This is a genomic window from Actinomyces timonensis (genome assembly GCF_040702965.1).
Lineage (GTDB): Bacteria > Actinomycetota > Actinomycetes > Actinomycetales > Actinomycetaceae > Actinomyces > Actinomyces timonensis_A.
Map to the genome: position 1 here is coordinate 2417772 of NZ_CP159989.1, position 16545 is coordinate 2434316.

Consider the following 16545-nt stretch of genomic DNA (forward strand, 5'->3'; position numbering starts at 1 on the left):
CGAGACCGGCGAGGGTCCTAGGGAGCCCGCGCCAGTCGTTTCGACGAAGGAGGCTGTCTCCTCCCCTGTCATGGGAACCAGGGAAGTCGAGCAGCCTCACGAACGAAGGGCCCGCGGCCCCGAGAATCGCCACTCGGGGCCGCGGGCCCCTGTCGTGCCGGAGCGCGCCCCAGGATCAACCGCTACCATGAGGCAGTGATCTTCAAGGCCGTGGGAGAGTCCGCCCCCTACCCCGATCATGGGGCGAGGGAGCAGCGCGTGTGGGCAACGATCGCCCCCCGCCAAGTGCGGCTTGACCAGCTCATCACCACTCGCGCCACCCTCGACCTGCGCGACCTCCTCGATGAGGACTCCACCTTCTACGGGGATCTGTTCGCGCACATCGTGTCCTGGCGCGGCGGCCTCTACCTGGAGACGGGCCTGCACCGCGCCCTGCGCGCGGCCCTCCACGGGCGCACCATCATCCACGGCAGGATCCTGGAGCTCGATGATTCGGGACGCCCACTCCTGGCCCCGCTCCCGCCGTCCTGACCGCCTCCCGCCCGTTCCCGCAGCGGGACCGCCCACCACCACGGCCCTCGCCCCTGGCGCCGGTCCACTAGTCTGGGGAGCATGAGCGCTTCAGACCCCCGATCTGAGTACCGTCGGCACCTTCAGCACCGGCAGAAGGTCGTCATCGGCAGCGTACTGGTCGCCCTCGCCATCGTCCTCGCGACCAGCATCGGCGTGTACACGGGGCTGCTCCCCTCCTACAACCCAGGCTTCTCAGCCGATCCCAAGGCCTTGGCGACCGCCGTCGCCCAGCCCTGCCCGCCCGCAGGGGCGACCACGGCAGACCTCACCACCATCCAGGTCAGGGTCTACAACGGCACCCAGAACACGGGGCTGGCCGGCGTCGTCGGTGACTCCCTGGAGCAGGCGGGCATGACGATCCTCGAGCGCTCCGACTGGCCCGACGGCGACTACAACGGCGACGTCGCCATCTCCGCCTCCCAGGCGGGGCTCACCAACGCCTACTCCCTGGCGCGCGCCTTCAAAGGCATCGTCATCGTCCTGCTCGACACCAACCGGGACCCTACCGACACCTCGGTCTCCGTGATCATCGGCACCGACTACAACTCCGGTCTCATGTCCCCCGACGCCATCGGCGACCTCACCGCCGGGGAGAAGATCCAGGCGCCGTCCTCATGCGCGCCGGTCGTCCCCGAGAAGCCTCTGGCCACAGCCCACTGAGCCGCACCGGCCCCGACGGCGATCCCGCGCCGCCACCCGCAGGACCACTGCGGGCGGCGGCGCGGGATCGTTGATGGCACGGGGACGCGCCGGGATGGCGCGCCCGGAAGGGGCCGGTCGAGAGCCAGCCTGGCTCCGCCGCGCTACTTCCTCCTGACGCTGCGCCGGGAGTAGGCGGGGCCCTCCAGCTCGGTACCCGCGGGCGCGGAGGCGGGCGAGACCTCCTCGAGGTTCGTGCCCCGCGCCTTCGAGATGGCTCGCATGGAGTGGTAGACGACGATCGCCGCGCCAGAGCCCAGCGCGATCCCGGAGAAGGTCATGTCACCGATGACCCAGGTGTAGTCGGCGATCGCCACGACCATCGCGACGGCGGCGGTGTTGAGGTTGACCGGGTCGGAGAAGTCCACGCGGTTCTGCACCCAGATGCGCACGCCGAGCATGCCGATCATGCCGTAGAGGATCGTGGCCGCGCCGCCGAGCACGCCCGCGGGGATCGTGTTGATGAGGGCGCCGAACTTCGGCAGCATCGACAGGCCCAGCGCGCCGATAGCGGCGACGACGTAGGCGGCGGTGGAGTAGACGCGGGTGGCGGCCATGACGCCGATGTTCTCGGCGTAGGTGGTGGTTCCCGAGCCGCCGCCGGAACCGGCCAGGATCGTGGACAGGCCGTCGGAGATGAGGGCGCGGCCGGTGAGGTCGTCCAGGTTCTCCCCGGTCATAGCGGAGACGGACTTCACATGGCCGATGTTCTCGGCGATGAGGACGAGCACCACGGGGACGAACAGCCCCATGAGGCTGAGGTCGAAGGTGGGCGCTCGGAAGTGCGGGGCGCCCACCCAGCCGGCGGCGTCGATGGCGGAGTAGTCGACCTCGCCGCGAATCATCGCGGTGGCATAGCCCACGAGCACGCCCAGCAGGATCGCCAGTCGCCCCATGATCCCCTTGAACAGGACGGTGATGAGCAGGATCGCCACGATGGTGACGACGGCGGTCACAGGGGCGGTCTTGACGTTGTTCCAGGCCGCAGGGGCCAGGTTGAAGCCGATGAGGGAGACGATGGCGCCGGTGACGATCGGCGGCATGAGGCGGTCGATCCAGGCCACACCCGCGAAGTGGACGATGACGCCGATGATCAGCAGGGAGGCGCCCGCCATGATGATGCCGCCCTGGGCGAGCGAGGCCTTGGCCTGGTCAAGAGGAGTCCCGCCCTGGGCGTCGAAGCCGGTGACGGCGGCGATCGGGGCGATGAGGGCGAAGGAGGAGCCCAGGTAGGAGGGCAGGCGCCCGGCGGTCACAGCGAGGAAGAGCAGGGTTCCCAGCCCGGTGAAGAACAGTGTCGTCGCCGGGTCGAACCCGGTCAGGAGGGGCACGAGGAAGGTCGCGCCGAACATGGCGACGATGTGCTGCATGCCGATGCCGATGGTGCGCGGCCATGAGAGGCGCTCCGACGCGGTGACGACGGCGCCGGGGGTGATGGATCGTCCGTCACCATGGAGGGACCAGCCCCGGAAGAGCGGAGATGAGGACGATGGGGGCGATGGGGGCGATGAAGGCACTGCGCTTCTCCTGTCGCGGGATTGAGGAAGGGCCAGCGGCGTCGCCTCCCATGGGATCGGGAGCGCTCGCTCGCGACAGGACCTGGCAGGACCCTGCCAGGCCTCCAGCATAGGCGCACCGGGGGCATGGACCCGACCGCGCCCGGACCCCGCCGGGGTGGCATCGGTCGCAATGGGGCCGCGCCCGGTCGGGCCGCCCCGGCTCGGGCCCCGCGAGACCGATGCCGCCGGGCCCGGTCGCCGCGGCCGACGCGCTGGCGCTCGCGGGTTCCTCCGCCGAGAGGATGCGGGCGGCGGCCCGCCGGGGAGAGGATGCCGCCATGACCTCGCCGCGCCCCCCATTCCCGGGAACCGAGTCCCTCGATCCGGCGCAGATCTTCTCAGGACCCGGCTACCAGGCGCCCCCGGTGCGCACCGACGGCGCCGCCACGGCGGCGCTCCTGTGCGCGATCCTCTCCTTCATCCCCCTGGTGGGGCTGGCCGCCACCGGCCTGGGCATCTGGGCGCTCCGGCGGCTGCGGCGTGCCTACGGCACGGGCAGGGCCCTCGCGCGCCTGGCCATCGCCGTGGGCGCGACAGCCTCCGTCCTGCAGCTGTGGCTCCTCGTGATCCTCGCGGCCGTCAGGGGATGACCGGGGCCGGCGCGAGCCCGGAGCGCCGGGCTCGCGCCGGCCCGTTCGGGTCGCGGCCATGACATCTGCCCGTAGCGAGGCCTGGCCTAGGGTGGATCGCATGAAGCCCTTCATCATGGTGTCGACGCGTCCCGAGATCAGCGCTGCCGAGGACGAGTACGAGTCCTTCCTGTCCCTGGGCCGGCTCGACCGCGCGGACCTGACCCATGTGCTGCTCGAGGAGGTCGACTTCCTCGGCTCCTTCAACGCCGAGGATGTCTCCGGCGTCGTCATCGGCGGGAGCCCCTACAACATCTCCACCCCCGAGGCCTCCAAAACCCGCTCCCAGCTGCGCACCGAGGAGCAGGTGAGCGAGTTGCTCGCCGTCGCCCTGGCCAAGGGGGTCCCCGTCCTGGCCACCGGTTTCGGCCTGGAAGTCCTGGCCGCCCACCTCGGCACGACCACGTCGGCCGAGTTCGGGGAGACCCTGGGCACAGCGGAGGTGTTCCTCACCGAGGAGGGGCGCCACGACCCGCTCCTGGAGGGAATGCCACCCTCCTTCACCGTGCTCGTGGGGCACCACGAGGGCGCCGCGGGCGTGCCCGAGCACGCGACGCTGCTCGCCTCCTCCCCCGACTGCCCCGTGCAGATGCTCCGCGTGGGCGCCTCGGTCTACGGCACCCAGTTCAACCCCGAGCTCGACGCCGACCGCTTCGCCCAGCGCATGAGCGTCTACATCGACGCGGGCTACGGGCACCCCGGTCAGGTCGATGAGCTCCTGCGCGGCGTGCGCGGCGGGGAGCATGAGGCGGGCCGGATCATCGCGCGCTTCTTCGAGCACTTCGCCCGGGACTGACTGGCGGTGGCCGCCCGCGGCCGGGGGCGCCCCATCCGCTGAGCCCGCGGGTCAGCCCAGAGTGGCCAGGGCAGCCTCGATGACGTCGCAGATGACAACGGGAGCGGGCCTGTGAGCCACGGGCATCCCGACCGGCGGGGTGACGGCGGCGCGGCGGCCTGCCGCCCGGGCGGCGCTACGACGGCCCGAGCCCGGGCGCGAGGGCGCGCCCGCGATCGAATCGACGTAGAGCAGGCCCGCCACCTTGACCCCCCGCACCGCCAGGGCCATGGCCTCTGCGACCGTGTCCATGACGACGACATCGGCGCCGAGCCCCCCGAGGACCGCGGCCTCGGCCCGGCCGGGACGCACCGGCCCGGGGACGAGCGCGGCGACGGCGCTGCCGCTGACGCCGTCGACACCGGCGACGACCTCCGTGAGGGGCTCGTCCCAGGTGGCCTCGACGGGGCCCGTGGCGGGGAAGAGAGGGGCTCCGGAGAGGCTGAGGTGGTCACTCATGGCAAGGAGGTCCCCGAGCTGCGGGGACCCCAGTGAGGAGGCGCGGCCCACGAGGAGGGCGGCGCGAACGCCGGCGCCCGCGGCGATGCGGGCGAAGGCGGTGGTGCGGCGGGCGGCGCGGCCCTCGAACAGGCAGGTGCGGCCGCGGGCGACGAGCACGCCGAGACCCCCGCGGTCGTAGGACATGAGGGAGTCCTCCTGGCCCGAGGAGCCAGGCGCGGAGACACCGGGGAGGAAGGAGAGGCGGACGCGGGAGGACGGGCGCCCCCAGGCGTCGTCGAGGTCGGTCAGGAGCGCGGGCTCGGCGATAACGAGCAGGTCGTGGCGGGCGCGGCCCGTCGCGAGAACGATGGAGGCGCCTGCGGGGTCCTCGTCCCATGTTCCGGCGGCCGGGGACGTTGCCACGGGGTCTCCCTCCAGTCGTCTCCGAATGCTCCGGGGGCAGCCTACCCGTTCATGCTGTCAGGGCCCTATGAGACCCATCGCTGCCGCGCCGCCGGGCGGCGCGGCGTCAAGCGCGGAGCGGCGAGAGGCGGCCAGGCCCGCGGGACGCCCTGGGGGAGAATGCCCCCATGACACCGGCCGACCGCACGAGTCCGGGCGCGCCCGGGCAGGCCGCCCTCGAGGCGCTCCTGGCCTCGCCACCCGCCCTCCCCGTCGTGGCCGGGTTGTCGCGGCTGCGCTCCGTGCTGGCCTCCCCCGCTCCCGACGGCGGGGCGTCGGCCGTCGTCGTCACAGCCCCTCCCGGGACGGGCAAGACCACGCTCGTGCCGCCGCTCGTGGCGCGGGCGCTCTGCGGCGCCGAGGAGGGCGGTGCCGTCGGGCGCGTCATCGTCACCCAGCCGCGCCGAGTGGCCGCAAGGGCCGCCGCGCGGCGCCTGGCCGACCTGCTGGGCGAGGAGCCCGGGGGAACCGTCGGCTACGCGGTGCGCGGCGAGCGCCGCGCCGGGCCGGCCACCCGCATCGAGGTCGTCACGGCGGGTCTCCTCCTGCGCCGCCTCCAGGCCGAGCCGGACCTGCCGGGCGTGGGAGCCGTCATCCTCGACGAGGTCCATGAGCGGGCGCTCGACGCCGATCTCCTCCTCGCGCTGCTGCTCGACACGCGCGCGGGGCTGCGCGAGGACCTCGCTCTCATCGCGATGTCGGCAACGCTGGACGCGGGTCGTCTGCGCGAGCTGCTCGGAGGGGTGACTGGGGGCGCGGGCAACGGGGGCGCCAGCGGCGGAGCGGGTGAGGCCGGAGCGCTCGCCCCGCTGCTCGATGTGCCCGGCGCGCTCCACCCCATCGCCGAGCACTGGGCGCCCCCGCCGACGACCACGGCGCGGCTGGGCCCGCGCGGGGTGCCGAGCGACTTCCTCGCGCATGTCGCCGCCACCACGGCGCGGGCGCTGACGGAGCACGACGGCGATGCCCTCGTCTTCCTTCCCGGCGCTCGGGAGGTCGACGACGTCGTCACCCGCCTGCGCCAGATCCTGCCGGCTGCCGGGGGCAGCGCGGGAGGAGCAGATGCGCTGCCGTTGCACGGGAGGCTTCCCGCGGCGGCGCAGGACGCGGCGCTGGCGCCGAGCCCGCCGGGGCGGCGTCGAGTGATCGTGTCGACGAATGTCGCCGAATCCTCGCTGACCGTGCCGGGGGTCCGGATCGTCGTCGACTCGACGCTCGCGCGCGAGCCGCGGCTCGACGTCGCCCGCTCGATGAGCTGGCTGGCCACGGTGGGCGAGTCGCGGTCAGCGGGGGCTCAGCGGGCGGGGCGCGCCGGCCGCGAGGGGCCGGGCGCGGTCTACCGGTGCTGCGCGCCATCGGACTGGGCGCGCGCGGCGGCCTCCCCCACCCCGGAGATCCTGTCCGCCGACCTCACCAGGCTCGCCCTGGAGCTGGCGGCCTGGGGCGCCCCCGGCGGGGTGGGACTGCACTCGCCGGCATGGGTCGATCCACCGCCGGAGGCGGCGATGCGGGCCGCGGAGGAGGCACTGGTCTCGCTCGGGCTGCTTGAGCCCAGTCGGTGGGACGGCGACGAGGGGGATGGCCGCGGTGGCGACGAAGGCCGGGCACTGGGCACGGGCGCGATCACCCCGCTGGGCCGGGCTGTCGCGGCGATCCCGGCGCCGGTGCGGGAGGCTCGGGCTCTTCTCGTGGCGGCGGGCGTGATCGGGGCGCGGCCAGCCGCTCGCGCCGCGGCTCTCCTCACCTCCGACCTGCGGGCGCCGGGGGCGGATCTGACGGCGCTGGCGAGGTCGGTCCGCGAGCGCCGGACGGGCACGCGGGACGCCGGGCGGTGGGGCCAGGAGGCCGCACGCCTTGAGCGATCGGTCACGAGCGCGCTCGCCGACGCGGGGGCCACGAGGGGCTCGGGCGCGGCGGCGGGCGCCCAGGAGGCGCTGCGAGCCCCGGCCTCCCGCGGCGCCCCGAGCGCCCCGAAGACCGACAGCGCCCAGGCTCTCGGCAGCCCTGACAGGCTCAGCAGGCTGGGCGGGGTGGGCGGCGCCGAGGACTCGGTGGCGCTGGTAGCGGCGCTGGCCCACCCCGAGTGGATCGCGCGTCGCCGCGACTCGGCGGGCTCACCGGGTCCAGCGGGCGCGGGCGGTCGGGCCGCGCCTGGCGGCTCTTCGCGCCCCGTCGCCCCCAGCCCCGGGCGGGCGGAGGTCACCTACGCGAGCGTGGGCGGCACGGGCCTGCGCCTGCCCGCGGATTCCCCACTCGTCTCCTCGCGCTGGCTGGCGGTGGCCGATGTCGACCGCTCCCCGGGCCGCGGCGATGCCCTCATCCGCGCGGCGGCCCCTCTTGACGAGGAGGTGGCCCTCGCCGTCGCCGCGGATCGGCTCAGCGAGGAGGTCCGGACCGTGTGGGCCGAGGGCCGCCTGCGCGCTGAGCGCGCCCGCCGCCTCGGCGCGATCGTCCTGACCACCACTCCCGGCCCGCCGCCGAGCCCGGACGAGGCCGCAAGCGCCGTCGCCCGGGCGGTACGAGAGGAAGGGCTGGGGATCCTGCCCTGGAGCGACGAGGCGCGCGAGCTGCGCGGCCGCCTGGCGCTGCTACGCGCCGAGATCGGTGAGCCCTGGCCCGCGATGGACGACGAATCACTGGTGGGTGCCGCCGAGATGTGGCTGGTGCCGGCCGTCCGGACGCTCGTGGCGGGCGGCAGGCGCTTCGATCTGGGGAGGCTGGACACTCTGTCCGCGCTGCGGGCACTCCTACCGTGGCCCGAGGCGGCGCAGCTCGATGAGCTCACCCCGGAGCGCTTGGAGGTGCCGTCCGGCTCGCATGCCCGCCTGTCCTATACGGGCGACGACGGCGAGCCACTGCCCCGCCCAGTGCTGGCGGTGCGGGTGCAGGAGTGCTTCGGCTGGGCGAGCACGCCGCGCGTGGCGGGCAGGCGGGTCCCGGTGCTCATCCACCTGCTCTCCCCAGCGCGCAGGCCCGTCGCGGTGACGGACGACCTCGCCTCCTTCTGGGCCCAGGGGTATCCCCAGGTGCGCGCCGAGCTGCGCGGGCGCTACCCGAAGCACGCCTGGCCGGAGGACCCGTGGTCCGCCCCGGCGACGCGAGGGACGGGGCGGCGCCGCCCCCGGGCCTGAGGACGGCGCGCCCTCGCTCGCGGCTCCGCCGCGGCCCGCGGGGCGCGGCACCGGGGCTTGAGCGGCCAGTGCCCGCCTAGCGCCGATCTTCTGCGCGTCGGCGCCCGGGCATGCCAGGCTGGTCCCATGAGCGCGAGCGTGTTCCGCAAGGTTGATGAGGGCCCGGTCTCCACGGCGGTGGAGGCGCAGGGACTGAGCTGGCTCGCCGAGGCGATGCCCGACGGCGGCGCGCACGTCGTCCCGGTGACGCAGGGCGAGGGGTGGATCGAGGAGCCGCGGCTCAGCCACGGGGGCACCACGGCGGAGGCCGCGGAGGCCTTCGGCCGCGCCTTGGCGGTCACCCACGCGGCAGGCGCCCCGTTCTTCGGGGCGTCTCCCCCGGGATGGGACGGAATCGGGCAGATGGGGCGCTCGCGCATCCAGCTGCGCCCCCATGATTCCTCCGATCCGGCGGTCATCAGCCGACCGTGGGGAGCCTTCTACGCCGAGGACCGCATTGGCGCCTACATCGCCGACTGCCGGGACTCCGGGGCACTGAGCGAGAAGGGCGCGCGGGTGCTGGAGAGGGTCTGCTCGCGGCTAGCCGACGGCGTCTTCGACTCCCCGCAGCCGGCGCTCGTCGAGGCGGGAGCGACGGCACGGGGGCAGGCGCGCGCGGTGTCCCGCACGCACGGGGACCTGTGGTGCGGCAACGTGCTGTGGGTGCCGGTCGGGGAGGCCGACTGGGCGCCGCCGGGCACGGGGCTCGGGCCACGGCTGACCGGGGGCGCGGCTCGAGCGGCAGCGGCCGGCTCGGGTTCGGGCGGCGGCCTGCCGGGCGACGTCGGCGTCCTCATCGACCCGATGGCGCAGGGCGCGCACGCGGAGACGGATCTGGCGGCGCTGGGGATGTTCGGGCAGTCGCATCTCACGCGGATCATCGGGGCCTACAACGAGGTCTCACCACTGGCCGACGGGTGGCGTGAGCGGGTGGGACTGCACCGCCTGCACATGCTCATGATCCACGTGTTCCTCTTCGGCGGCGGCTACGGGATGGAGACGGTCAACCAGGCGCGCCAGTACATGTGAGCCGCTGGCGCGGCCCTCCACGCCGACTGGCGCGGACCGCGCCTGTCGGCGGAGCCCCCAATACCAACGAGCCCCAGGAGCCCGACCAGCGCGAAGCGCTCGGCGGGCCACGAGTGAGGGCCCCGATCACGCGGATCGGGGCCCTCACTCACTGGCGGTAGCGCTGGGATTCGAACCCAGGGTGGCTATGAACCACACAGACTTTCGAGATCTGCACCTTCGGCCGCTCGGACACGCTACCTCAGGCGTCGAGGGTACACGCCCGTGCGCCTCCCGCCCAACCGGCCGCCCCTGCGACCTCCCTCACGCCCCCTCGCCGAGACCGGTCGAAAATAGGAGCGAGACCGGTCGTTGTTAGGAGCGAGACCGGTCACGGTAGGCGGCGGGCGGCCTCAGGAAGCCGGGATCTCGCGCAGCACCACGGCGGGGACTCCGCCGACGACCGCGCCCGCGGGCACATCCCGCGTGACGACGGCGCCCGCGGCGATGACCGACCCGTCCCCCACGGTCACGCCCTTGGTGATGACGGCCTTGGCGCCGACCCAGACATCGTCTCCGAGCCGGATGGGGGCGGGGTAGGTGGTGGCGCGGTCGACGACGGCGAGGCCGTGATCGAGGGTCGCCATGACGACGTCGTGCCCGATGAAGCAGCGATCGCCGATCCAAATGCCGCCCTGATCCTGGAAGCGGCACCCGGAGTTGATGAACACGTCGTCGCCGAAGTGGGTATTGGCGCCGAAGTCAGTGGTGAAGGGCGGGAAGAGCCGCAGTGTTTCGGGCACCGGGCGGTGGGCGATCCGGGACAGCAGATCGCGGATCCCGCCGGGATCGTGGAAAACGGAGTTGAGCTCGGCCGTGAGGCGCTGGGTCTCGACGGCGAAGGCGCCCTGGAAGACGCCCTCGGGAGTTCCAGGGCGCACGGGCCTGCCGGCGTTGACGTGGTCCAGGAAGGCCTGGAGGGTCATCTCCCCGCTCATCGCGCTCTCCTTAGTCGCCGACCAACCACCCCGCTGTTGCCCACCGGGGCGCGCACGCTGACTCTACACGCCCGCCTGTGGAGAACGGCCCGGTTTCGATGCTGTTTTCGACCGGTCTCGACGAGGGAAGGGAGGGGAGGGGAGGGGAGGGGAGGGTCAGCGGCGGGGGGTGAAGAAGTCCTGGAGGAGGGCGGCTGAGACCTCGGCACGCAGCCCGGCAACCACCTCCACCCGGTGGTTCGCCCGGGGGTCGCGCAGCACGTCGCGGATCGAGCCGCAGGCCCCGGTGCGCGGCTCCCAGGCGGCCAGCACCACGCGGGCGAGCCTCGCCAACTGGATCGCGCCGGCGCACATGGTGCAGGGCTCCAACGTCACCACCAGCGAGCAGCCGTCCAGGTGGGAATCGCCCAGAGCCCTCCCGGCTGCGCGCAGGGCCCGGATCTCGGCGTGGGCGGTCGGGTCGCACTCGGCCTGGCGCGCGTTGGCCGCCTCAGCGAGGACCTCGCCGTCGGCATCGAGGACGACGGCGCCCACGGGCACCTCCCCGGCCCGCGCGGCCCCCTCCGCGAGGGCGAGCGCGCGGTCCATCGCGGCGCCGTAGCGCTCCTCCAGGAGCGCCGGGCGCCGGGCGCCCGAGGAGCGGCCACGGGGCGCGGGCGAGGATCGATCGGTCACGCCCCAAGCCTCCCACAGGCCGCAGGACCCACCGGCGCGAGATCGCCGCCGCGAGCGCCCGCGCCACCCGCAACGCGATCGTCCTGGCCCTCCTCGCTGCGGGGCGTCGAGCCGGGGCCCGCAGCGCCCACGCCAGCGCCCCGGGCGCCGTAGGCTGATCCCATGCATCTCATCGACGTCGACCACCCCCTCATCGATCACAAGCTGGCGGTCCTGCGGGACCGGACGACGAATTCCGCGGTGTTCCGCCAGCTCGTGGACGAGCTCGTCACCCTGCTCGCCTATGAGGCGACGCGCCATGTGCGCACCGAACCGGTGGAGATCGCCACGCCGGTGGCGGTGGCGCAGTGCCGTCGGATCGCGGCGCCGCGGCCGATCGTCGTGCCGATCCTTCGGGCGGGCCTGGGAATGCTGGAGGGAATGACGCGCCTCCTGCCCACGGCCGAGGTGGGGTTCCTGGGGATGAAGCGTGATGAGCGGACCCTGGAGGTGGACACCTACGCCAACCGCCTGCCGGATGACCTCTCGGGGCGCCAGTGCTTCATCGTCGACCCGATGCTCGCCACCGGCCACACGCTCACGGACGCCACGAACTACCTGCTGGACCGGGGCGCGCGGGATGTGACGGCCCTGTGCCTGCTGGCAGCGCCGGAGGGCCTGACGTACCTGGAGGAGGCCATCGGGGACCGCGCGAATGTCACGGTGGTGACGGCCGCGGTGGATGACCACCTCAACGAGCTGGGCTACATCGTGCCGGGCCTGGGCGACGCCGGGGACCGCCTCTACGGCATCGTGGACTGAGCCGGCGGGTTCGGGGCCACGCGGCAGATCGGGCTTGGCGAGCCAGTCGCTGAAGACGTGCGGCTCAGTCCCTGATCCAACGCGCTTGACCGTGACCTTCTTGTCGCAGTCTGGCCGGTGGCGGGGCGCTCGCCCTGTCGCGGGTGGGCGATGGCCTGGAGGCTGGATGATGGTGGCGCGGCGCGTGGCCGGAGAATCACGGCGGAGTGGGACTGTCGCGTTCTGGGTTTACTGGGGGCGGTGAGCGCGCGAGCGTGACGCAGGCCGGTCGCACCCAGCCACTCCCCTCAGTATGCTCGGGCCATGGGCAGCGGTGACGGTCAGGGCCGGCGTCGGCGAAGGACCGCCGTGAGCGTGCTCTCCGCCCTCCTCCTGGCCGCCACCGGCGTCGGCACCGGCTGGCGCCTCGCTTCCGCGCCGGACGCCTCCCAGATCGACGTCGCCTCCCCCACCATCCCCGCGCTGGGCGACGCCGAGCACCAGTACCACCCCGTCGTCCCCAACCCCTCCGATCAATGGCGAGCGGGCGCGGTGAGGACCTGGTCGACCACCGTCAACGTCGGCGCCGAAGTCGTCGCCTCCGCCGACCACGTCTACACCATCGACAGCCGCGTCAACCTGACCGCCTACAAGATCAGTGAGGGTGGTGGCTCCCCCACCCGGGCGTGGGCCGCCACCCTCGACCGGAGCGACCAGGCTCCCGCGCCCAACAGCACGCCGACCGTCCAGCAATGGGCGGATCGGTGGCTCGTCCACGGCGCCACCCTCTACGACCTCGCCACAGGCGCCACCACCCCCGCGCCCTGGGGCAGTGGCCAGAGCGCCTCCGTGGCCGACGACATCGCCGTCTCCTGCGACGCCTCCGGCCAGTGCCGCGCCTGGTCCATCGACCTGGGAGAAGCTCTGGTCCACGACCGTTCCGGGCGCCGACACCGATTCACGCGGGCACTCCGCCACCAGGGAGCCGCGCAGCGTCGTCATCCATGAGGAGCGCCGCTACATCTCCCTCGGCACTGGGGTCGTGGACATCGACTCCGGCGCACTCACGCCCCTCGCCCTCCCGGACGGGGCCACCGCCTCCGGCTACCCCAGGCCCGCCGTGGACGGCTGGGTCGTCGCGCACTCGACGCCGAGGGCCAGCGGCGAGCGCTACACGAACTTCGACCTGTCCGGCGCCTACCTGGAGTCCTACGGGCGGGGAACGCGCCCCTCGGACCCCTCCTTCAGCATCTACCCGCCCCGCCGCCTTCCCACTCTTGCCCAGGCCAAGGCGGAGATGACCGACCCTTCGGACCCCAGCGCCCTAGGCACGGCGACGACGGCGCGCTACTGCGTCACCGAGGTCACCATGACGGGCCGCCGCGCCTTCGCCCCACCCACGATCGACGGCGCGGCGGGCTCGGCGGCCTCCTGCCTGAGCGACGCGCGATCCTCGGAGTCCGGCGCCGTCGTCCTGCTGGCCGATGCCGACGTGACGCGCACGAGGATCGACGCCTTCCGCGTCATGGTCGATGCCAGCACCGGTGAGCGCATCGCCCTGGAGGGCTCCGCGGACACCTCCGAGCTGACCCTCACCTCCCCCACCGCGCTGGTGAGCTGGGACTCCTCCACCGGCGCTCTCATCGGCTACCGCGCCGCGCGCTGAGCGGGGCCGGCATCCCGCCGGCGCGACGGCCCACCGCCCGGCGCGGCCCCGCGGCCCGATAGCCCCTGCCCGCCTCCGCGGCGAACTGACTGGTCCGACCGCGCGAGCGCGCGGCCGGACCAGTCAGTGGGGGCCAGGGCCGGAGAGCCACGGGCCCCGGTGAGGCCGAGGACCTGGGAGGTGATCAGAAGGCCGGGAGAACGGAGCCGTCAGCCCAGGTGCTCTCGATGTAGGACTTGAAGTCCGCGGAGTTCATGATCTCGGCGAGCTTCTTGAGGGCCGCGTTGTCCTTGTCCTCCGAGCGAACCACGAGCTGGTTCGCCGGGGCGGCGTCGACGGACTCGAGCCTCAGGGCGTCGACGGCGGGCTTGAGCCCGGCGTCGAGGGCGTAGTTCCCATTGAGGACCACGGCGGCGGCGTCCTGCATCGTGTTGGCGACCTGGGCGCCGTCGACCGTCGTGAAGGTGAAGCTGTGCGGGTTGCCGGTCACATCGGAGTCCGTGGGCAGCTTGGCGGCGGGGTCGAGGGTGATGAGCTTCGCGGCCTCGAGCAGCTTGAGGCCGCGGGCGGTGTTGGCCGGGTCGTTGTTGAGGACGATCTGCCCGCCCTCGGGGATCTCCTCGAGCGTGGTGGCCTTCTTGGAGTAGATGCCCATGGGCTCCACGTGAACGTCCGCGATGGCCACGAAGTCGTAGCCGTGCTCCTCGATCTGCTGCCTGAGGTAGTTGGGCGTCTGGAAGAAGTTGGCGGCGATGGAGCCGTCTTTGAGGCTGATGTTCGGCGTCGTGTAGTCGTTGATCTCCTTGACGTCCAGGTCGATGCCGGTGCCGGACAGGAGGTTCTCCTTGATGTGCGTGAGCATCGTGACGTGGGGCTGGGGGGTGGCCCCGATGGAGATGACGACGGTGTCGCCGTCCTTCTTCAGGCCCTTGGGCTGGCCCTCGGAGTCGGTGCCGCAGGCGGCCAGGGTGGCGGCGACGGCGGTGGCCAGGGCGCCGGTGGCGAAGGCGCGCCGGGAGATCGCGGAGGGCAGGAGCGTGGTCATGGGGGTTTCCTTTCGGTGGCGGGGCTGTGGTGCTGGGGCGGGTTCGATCGTGTTCCGGCGGCGCGCGCCGCCGCCAATGCGCTCAGTGCCGACTGGCGGGGGCCTCAGCGGTGGTCCACCAGCCGGCTGAGCATGTCGCCCACGAGCTGGATGACGCCGACGATGAGGACGATGAGGACGACGGTCACGATCATGACGTCGGTCTGATTGCGCTGGAACCCGTACTGGACGGCCAGGTCGCCCAGCCCACCGCCACCGACTGCCCCGGCCATCGCCGAGTAGCCCAGCAGCGTGATGAGCGTGACCGTCGCCGACTGGATGAGGGTGGGCAGGGCCTCGCGCACGAGCACGCCCCAGGTGATCTGGTTGCCGGAGGCGCCCATCATGAGGGCGGCCTCGACCTTCCCGGCCTCCACGTTGTTGACGGCGGTCTCCACCAGGCGCGCGTAGAAGGGGATGGCCCCCACGGTCAGTGGAACGCAGGCCGCCTGCCAGCCGAGCGAGGAGCCGACGATCATGCGGGTGAGCGGCAGGATCGCCACCATGAGGATGATGAAGGGCAGCGAGCGGCCGATGTTGACGACCTGGGAGAGGATCTCGTAGACGAAGCGGTTGGCGTGCTGGCCGCGCTTTCCCGTGGTCACCAGGGCCAGGCCCAGCAGGAGGCCGAGCATCACCGCGATCGCCCCGGAGATGAGCGTCATCTCGAAGGTCTCCATGGTGGCGGGCCAGAGCTTGTCCGTGATGGCGGGGTTGTCCAGCCATCTCTTGTCCCGCGCGCCCGCGGGCAGGACGACGAGGGGCTCCAGGTGGGCAGCGGCATTCAGGGCGATCATGAGCGCACCTCCGCGGTGGCGCCGACGGCGGCCAGGGCGTCGACGACGCCGGGGGCCCTCTCGGCGGGGACGGTCAGGGCGAGGCGGCCGACCTGGGCCCGCCCCAGGGTCTCGAAGACCCCCCCGGCCACATCCGCCCCGTGCTCGGAGGCGATGGCGAGCAGGTGCGCGGCGGCGGGCTGGCCCGGGTGGGCGGTGAGCGCGACATCGATGACGGCGTCGCCCTCGGCCAGCGAGCCCTCGGGGACCGCCGGGACGGGCACGAGCTCGTGCGACAGGCGCGAGTCGACGTCGGAGGCGACCTCCTCGATCGGCCCGGACTCCACGATCCGGCCCGCCTCCAGGAGGCTCACGGAGTCGCAGACCTGGCGGACGACGCTCATCTCGTGGGTGATGATGACGACGGTGACGCCGAGGCGGTCACGCACGTCCTTGATGAGGTCGAGGATCGAGCGGGTGGTCTCGGGATCGAGGGCGCTGGTGGGCTCGTCGCACAGGAGCACGGCGGGCTGGTCGGCGAGCGCCCGGGCGATGCCGACGCGCTGCTTCTGCCCGCCGGAGAGCTGGCTGGGGTAGGAGGCGCCGCGGTCGGCGAGGCCCACGAGGTCGAGCATCTGGGCGACCGTCTCGTGGCGCTCCCCCTTGGCGACGCCGCCCAGGGCGAGCGGGTAAGCGATGTTCTGCGCGGTCGTGCGCGAGTCGAGCAGGTTGGCGTGCTGGAAGACCATGCCGATCCTGCGGCGGGCCTCCCGCAGCTCGCGGGGCCGCAGGGCGGTCATGTCCTGGCCGGCGACGCGCACCTCGCCGCTCGTGACGGGCTCGAGGGCGGTCAGGCAGCGGATGAGCGTGGACTTGCCAGCGCCGGAGGTCCCCACGATCCCATGGATCGAGCCCGCGGGCACGTTGAGGGTGAGGCCGTCGAGGGCGCGGACACGCGTGCCGTCGCGCAGGGTGTAGACCTTGACGACGTCGCGCAGGGAGATCATCGAGCCGTCCGCCGATTCGGCATCGGCGAGCGCGCCGACGGCGTCGGCCTTGACCGGCTCGGTACCCGGGTTTGGATCGCTCATGAGTCCTCCATCGGTCCTGGCGGAAGCACCCTCACCCTCCCAGGGGGTTGCTGCAGCGTCGTCGAGCCAGGTCTCTCAACTGCTCTGGATGGTCGGGAG

At 73.2% G+C, this 16545-nt stretch carries 16 protein-coding genes, 1 tRNA gene and 1 riboswitch; of the genes, 9 read left to right on the plus strand and 8 right to left on the minus strand.

What is annotated here, in order from left to right; translation table 11 throughout:
• Nucleotides 1–195 precede the first annotated feature (195 nt).
• Both ABXS69_RS10420 and ABXS69_RS10425 read left to right on the plus strand, forming a co-directional pair.
• Entirely contained in the window at nucleotides 196–531 is a 336-nt protein-coding gene (locus ABXS69_RS10420; protein WP_366180577.1) for a type II toxin-antitoxin system VapB family antitoxin, read from the plus strand.
• An 81-nt stretch (nucleotides 532–612) separates the two neighbouring features.
• The gene (locus tag ABXS69_RS10425) at nucleotides 613–1233 is read left to right on the plus strand and encodes a LytR C-terminal domain-containing protein (RefSeq protein ID WP_366180578.1); all 621 of its coding nucleotides are present in this window, start codon (nucleotides 613–615) and stop codon (nucleotides 1231–1233) included.
• A 143-nt stretch (nucleotides 1234–1376) separates the two neighbouring features.
• On the opposite strand, the gene ABXS69_RS10430 is transcribed toward ABXS69_RS10425, so the two are convergent.
• On the minus strand, nucleotides 1377–2789 hold the full coding sequence (locus ABXS69_RS10430; RefSeq protein ID WP_366180579.1) for a solute carrier family 23 protein: 1413 nt from the start codon (nucleotides 2787–2789) through the stop codon (nucleotides 1377–1379).
• Nucleotides 2790–3109: 320 nt separating this feature from the next.
• On the opposite strand from ABXS69_RS10430, the gene ABXS69_RS10435 reads away from it, so the two are divergent.
• Nucleotides 3110–3421, plus strand: a complete 312-nt coding sequence (locus ABXS69_RS10435; RefSeq protein ID WP_366180580.1) for a DUF4190 domain-containing protein — start codon at nucleotides 3110–3112, stop codon at nucleotides 3419–3421.
• Nucleotides 3422–3521: 100 nt separating this feature from the next.
• Complete coding sequence (locus ABXS69_RS10440; RefSeq protein ID WP_366180581.1) at nucleotides 3522–4256, plus strand: hypothetical protein; 735 nt, start codon at nucleotides 3522–3524, stop codon at nucleotides 4254–4256.
• Between the two features lie 51 nt (nucleotides 4257–4307).
• Here the strand turns inward: ABXS69_RS10440 and ABXS69_RS10445 are convergent, their stop codons facing one another.
• Nucleotides 4308–5159: a purine-nucleoside phosphorylase gene (locus ABXS69_RS10445; protein ID WP_366180582.1), complete on the minus strand. Its 852-nt coding sequence runs from the start codon at nucleotides 5157–5159 to the stop codon at nucleotides 4308–4310.
• A 167-nt stretch (nucleotides 5160–5326) separates the two neighbouring features.
• Here ABXS69_RS10445 and ABXS69_RS10450 point away from each other — a divergent pair, with 167 nt between their 5' ends.
• Both ABXS69_RS10450 and ABXS69_RS10455 read left to right on the plus strand, forming a co-directional pair.
• Nucleotides 5327–8329 (plus strand): ATP-dependent helicase C-terminal domain-containing protein, encoded by a 3003-nt coding sequence (locus tag ABXS69_RS10450; RefSeq protein WP_366180583.1) that lies wholly within the window; start codon nucleotides 5327–5329, stop codon nucleotides 8327–8329.
• Between the two features lie 126 nt (nucleotides 8330–8455).
• The gene (locus ABXS69_RS10455; protein WP_366180584.1) at nucleotides 8456–9397 is read left to right on the plus strand and encodes a fructosamine kinase family protein; all 942 of its coding nucleotides are present in this window, start codon (nucleotides 8456–8458) and stop codon (nucleotides 9395–9397) included.
• A 152-nt stretch (nucleotides 9398–9549) separates the two neighbouring features.
• On the opposite strand, the gene ABXS69_RS10460 is transcribed toward ABXS69_RS10455, so the two are convergent.
• The 3 genes from ABXS69_RS10460 to ABXS69_RS10470 form a co-directional block, all read right to left on the minus strand.
• Nucleotides 9550–9638: transfer RNA gene (locus tag ABXS69_RS10460), tRNA-Ser, on the minus strand.
• Between the two features lie 151 nt (nucleotides 9639–9789).
• Nucleotides 9790–10374 carry a DapH/DapD/GlmU-related protein gene (locus tag ABXS69_RS10465; protein WP_366180585.1) on the minus strand — a complete coding sequence of 195 codons (585 nt, stop codon included), beginning with the start codon at nucleotides 10372–10374 and terminating at the stop codon, nucleotides 9790–9792.
• Nucleotides 10375–10530: 156 nt separating this feature from the next.
• Nucleotides 10531–10962, minus strand: a complete 432-nt coding sequence (locus tag ABXS69_RS10470; RefSeq protein ID WP_366181592.1) for a nucleoside deaminase — start codon at nucleotides 10960–10962, stop codon at nucleotides 10531–10533.
• A gap of 249 nt (nucleotides 10963–11211) precedes the next feature.
• Here ABXS69_RS10470 and upp point away from each other — a divergent pair, with 249 nt between their 5' ends.
• The 3 genes from upp to ABXS69_RS10485 all read left to right on the plus strand — a co-directional run bounded on the left by upp (nucleotide 11212) and on the right by ABXS69_RS10485 (nucleotide 13495).
• Nucleotides 11212–11850 (plus strand): uracil phosphoribosyltransferase, encoded by a 639-nt coding sequence (upp, locus tag ABXS69_RS10475; RefSeq protein WP_366180586.1) that lies wholly within the window; start codon nucleotides 11212–11214, stop codon nucleotides 11848–11850.
• Nucleotides 11851–12198: 348 nt separating this feature from the next.
• Nucleotides 12199–12837 carry a hypothetical protein gene (locus ABXS69_RS10480; RefSeq protein ID WP_366180587.1) on the plus strand — a complete coding sequence of 213 codons (639 nt, stop codon included), beginning with the start codon at nucleotides 12199–12201 and terminating at the stop codon, nucleotides 12835–12837.
• Between the two features lie 34 nt (nucleotides 12838–12871).
• Entirely contained in the window at nucleotides 12872–13495 is a 624-nt protein-coding gene (locus tag ABXS69_RS10485) for a hypothetical protein (protein ID WP_366180588.1), read from the plus strand.
• 184 nt (nucleotides 13496–13679) lie between these two features.
• On the opposite strand, the gene ABXS69_RS10490 is transcribed toward ABXS69_RS10485, so the two are convergent.
• The 3 genes from ABXS69_RS10490 to ABXS69_RS10500 form a co-directional block, all read right to left on the minus strand.
• Entirely contained in the window at nucleotides 13680–14540 is an 861-nt protein-coding gene (locus ABXS69_RS10490; protein ID WP_366180589.1) for a MetQ/NlpA family ABC transporter substrate-binding protein, read from the minus strand.
• Between the two features lie 104 nt (nucleotides 14541–14644).
• Nucleotides 14645–15376 (minus strand): methionine ABC transporter permease, encoded by a 732-nt coding sequence (locus ABXS69_RS10495; RefSeq protein WP_366180590.1) that lies wholly within the window; start codon nucleotides 15374–15376, stop codon nucleotides 14645–14647.
• A complete protein-coding gene (locus ABXS69_RS10500) occupies nucleotides 15373–16446 on the minus strand; it encodes a methionine ABC transporter ATP-binding protein (RefSeq protein ID WP_366180591.1) in 1074 nt (357 codons plus the stop codon). Before ABXS69_RS10500 ends, ABXS69_RS10495 begins: the two co-directional genes overlap by 4 nt.
• Nucleotides 16447–16450: 4 nt before the next feature.
• A riboswitch (SAM riboswitch) is annotated at nucleotides 16451–16541 on the minus strand.
• Nucleotides 16542–16545: the final 4 nt, after the last annotated feature.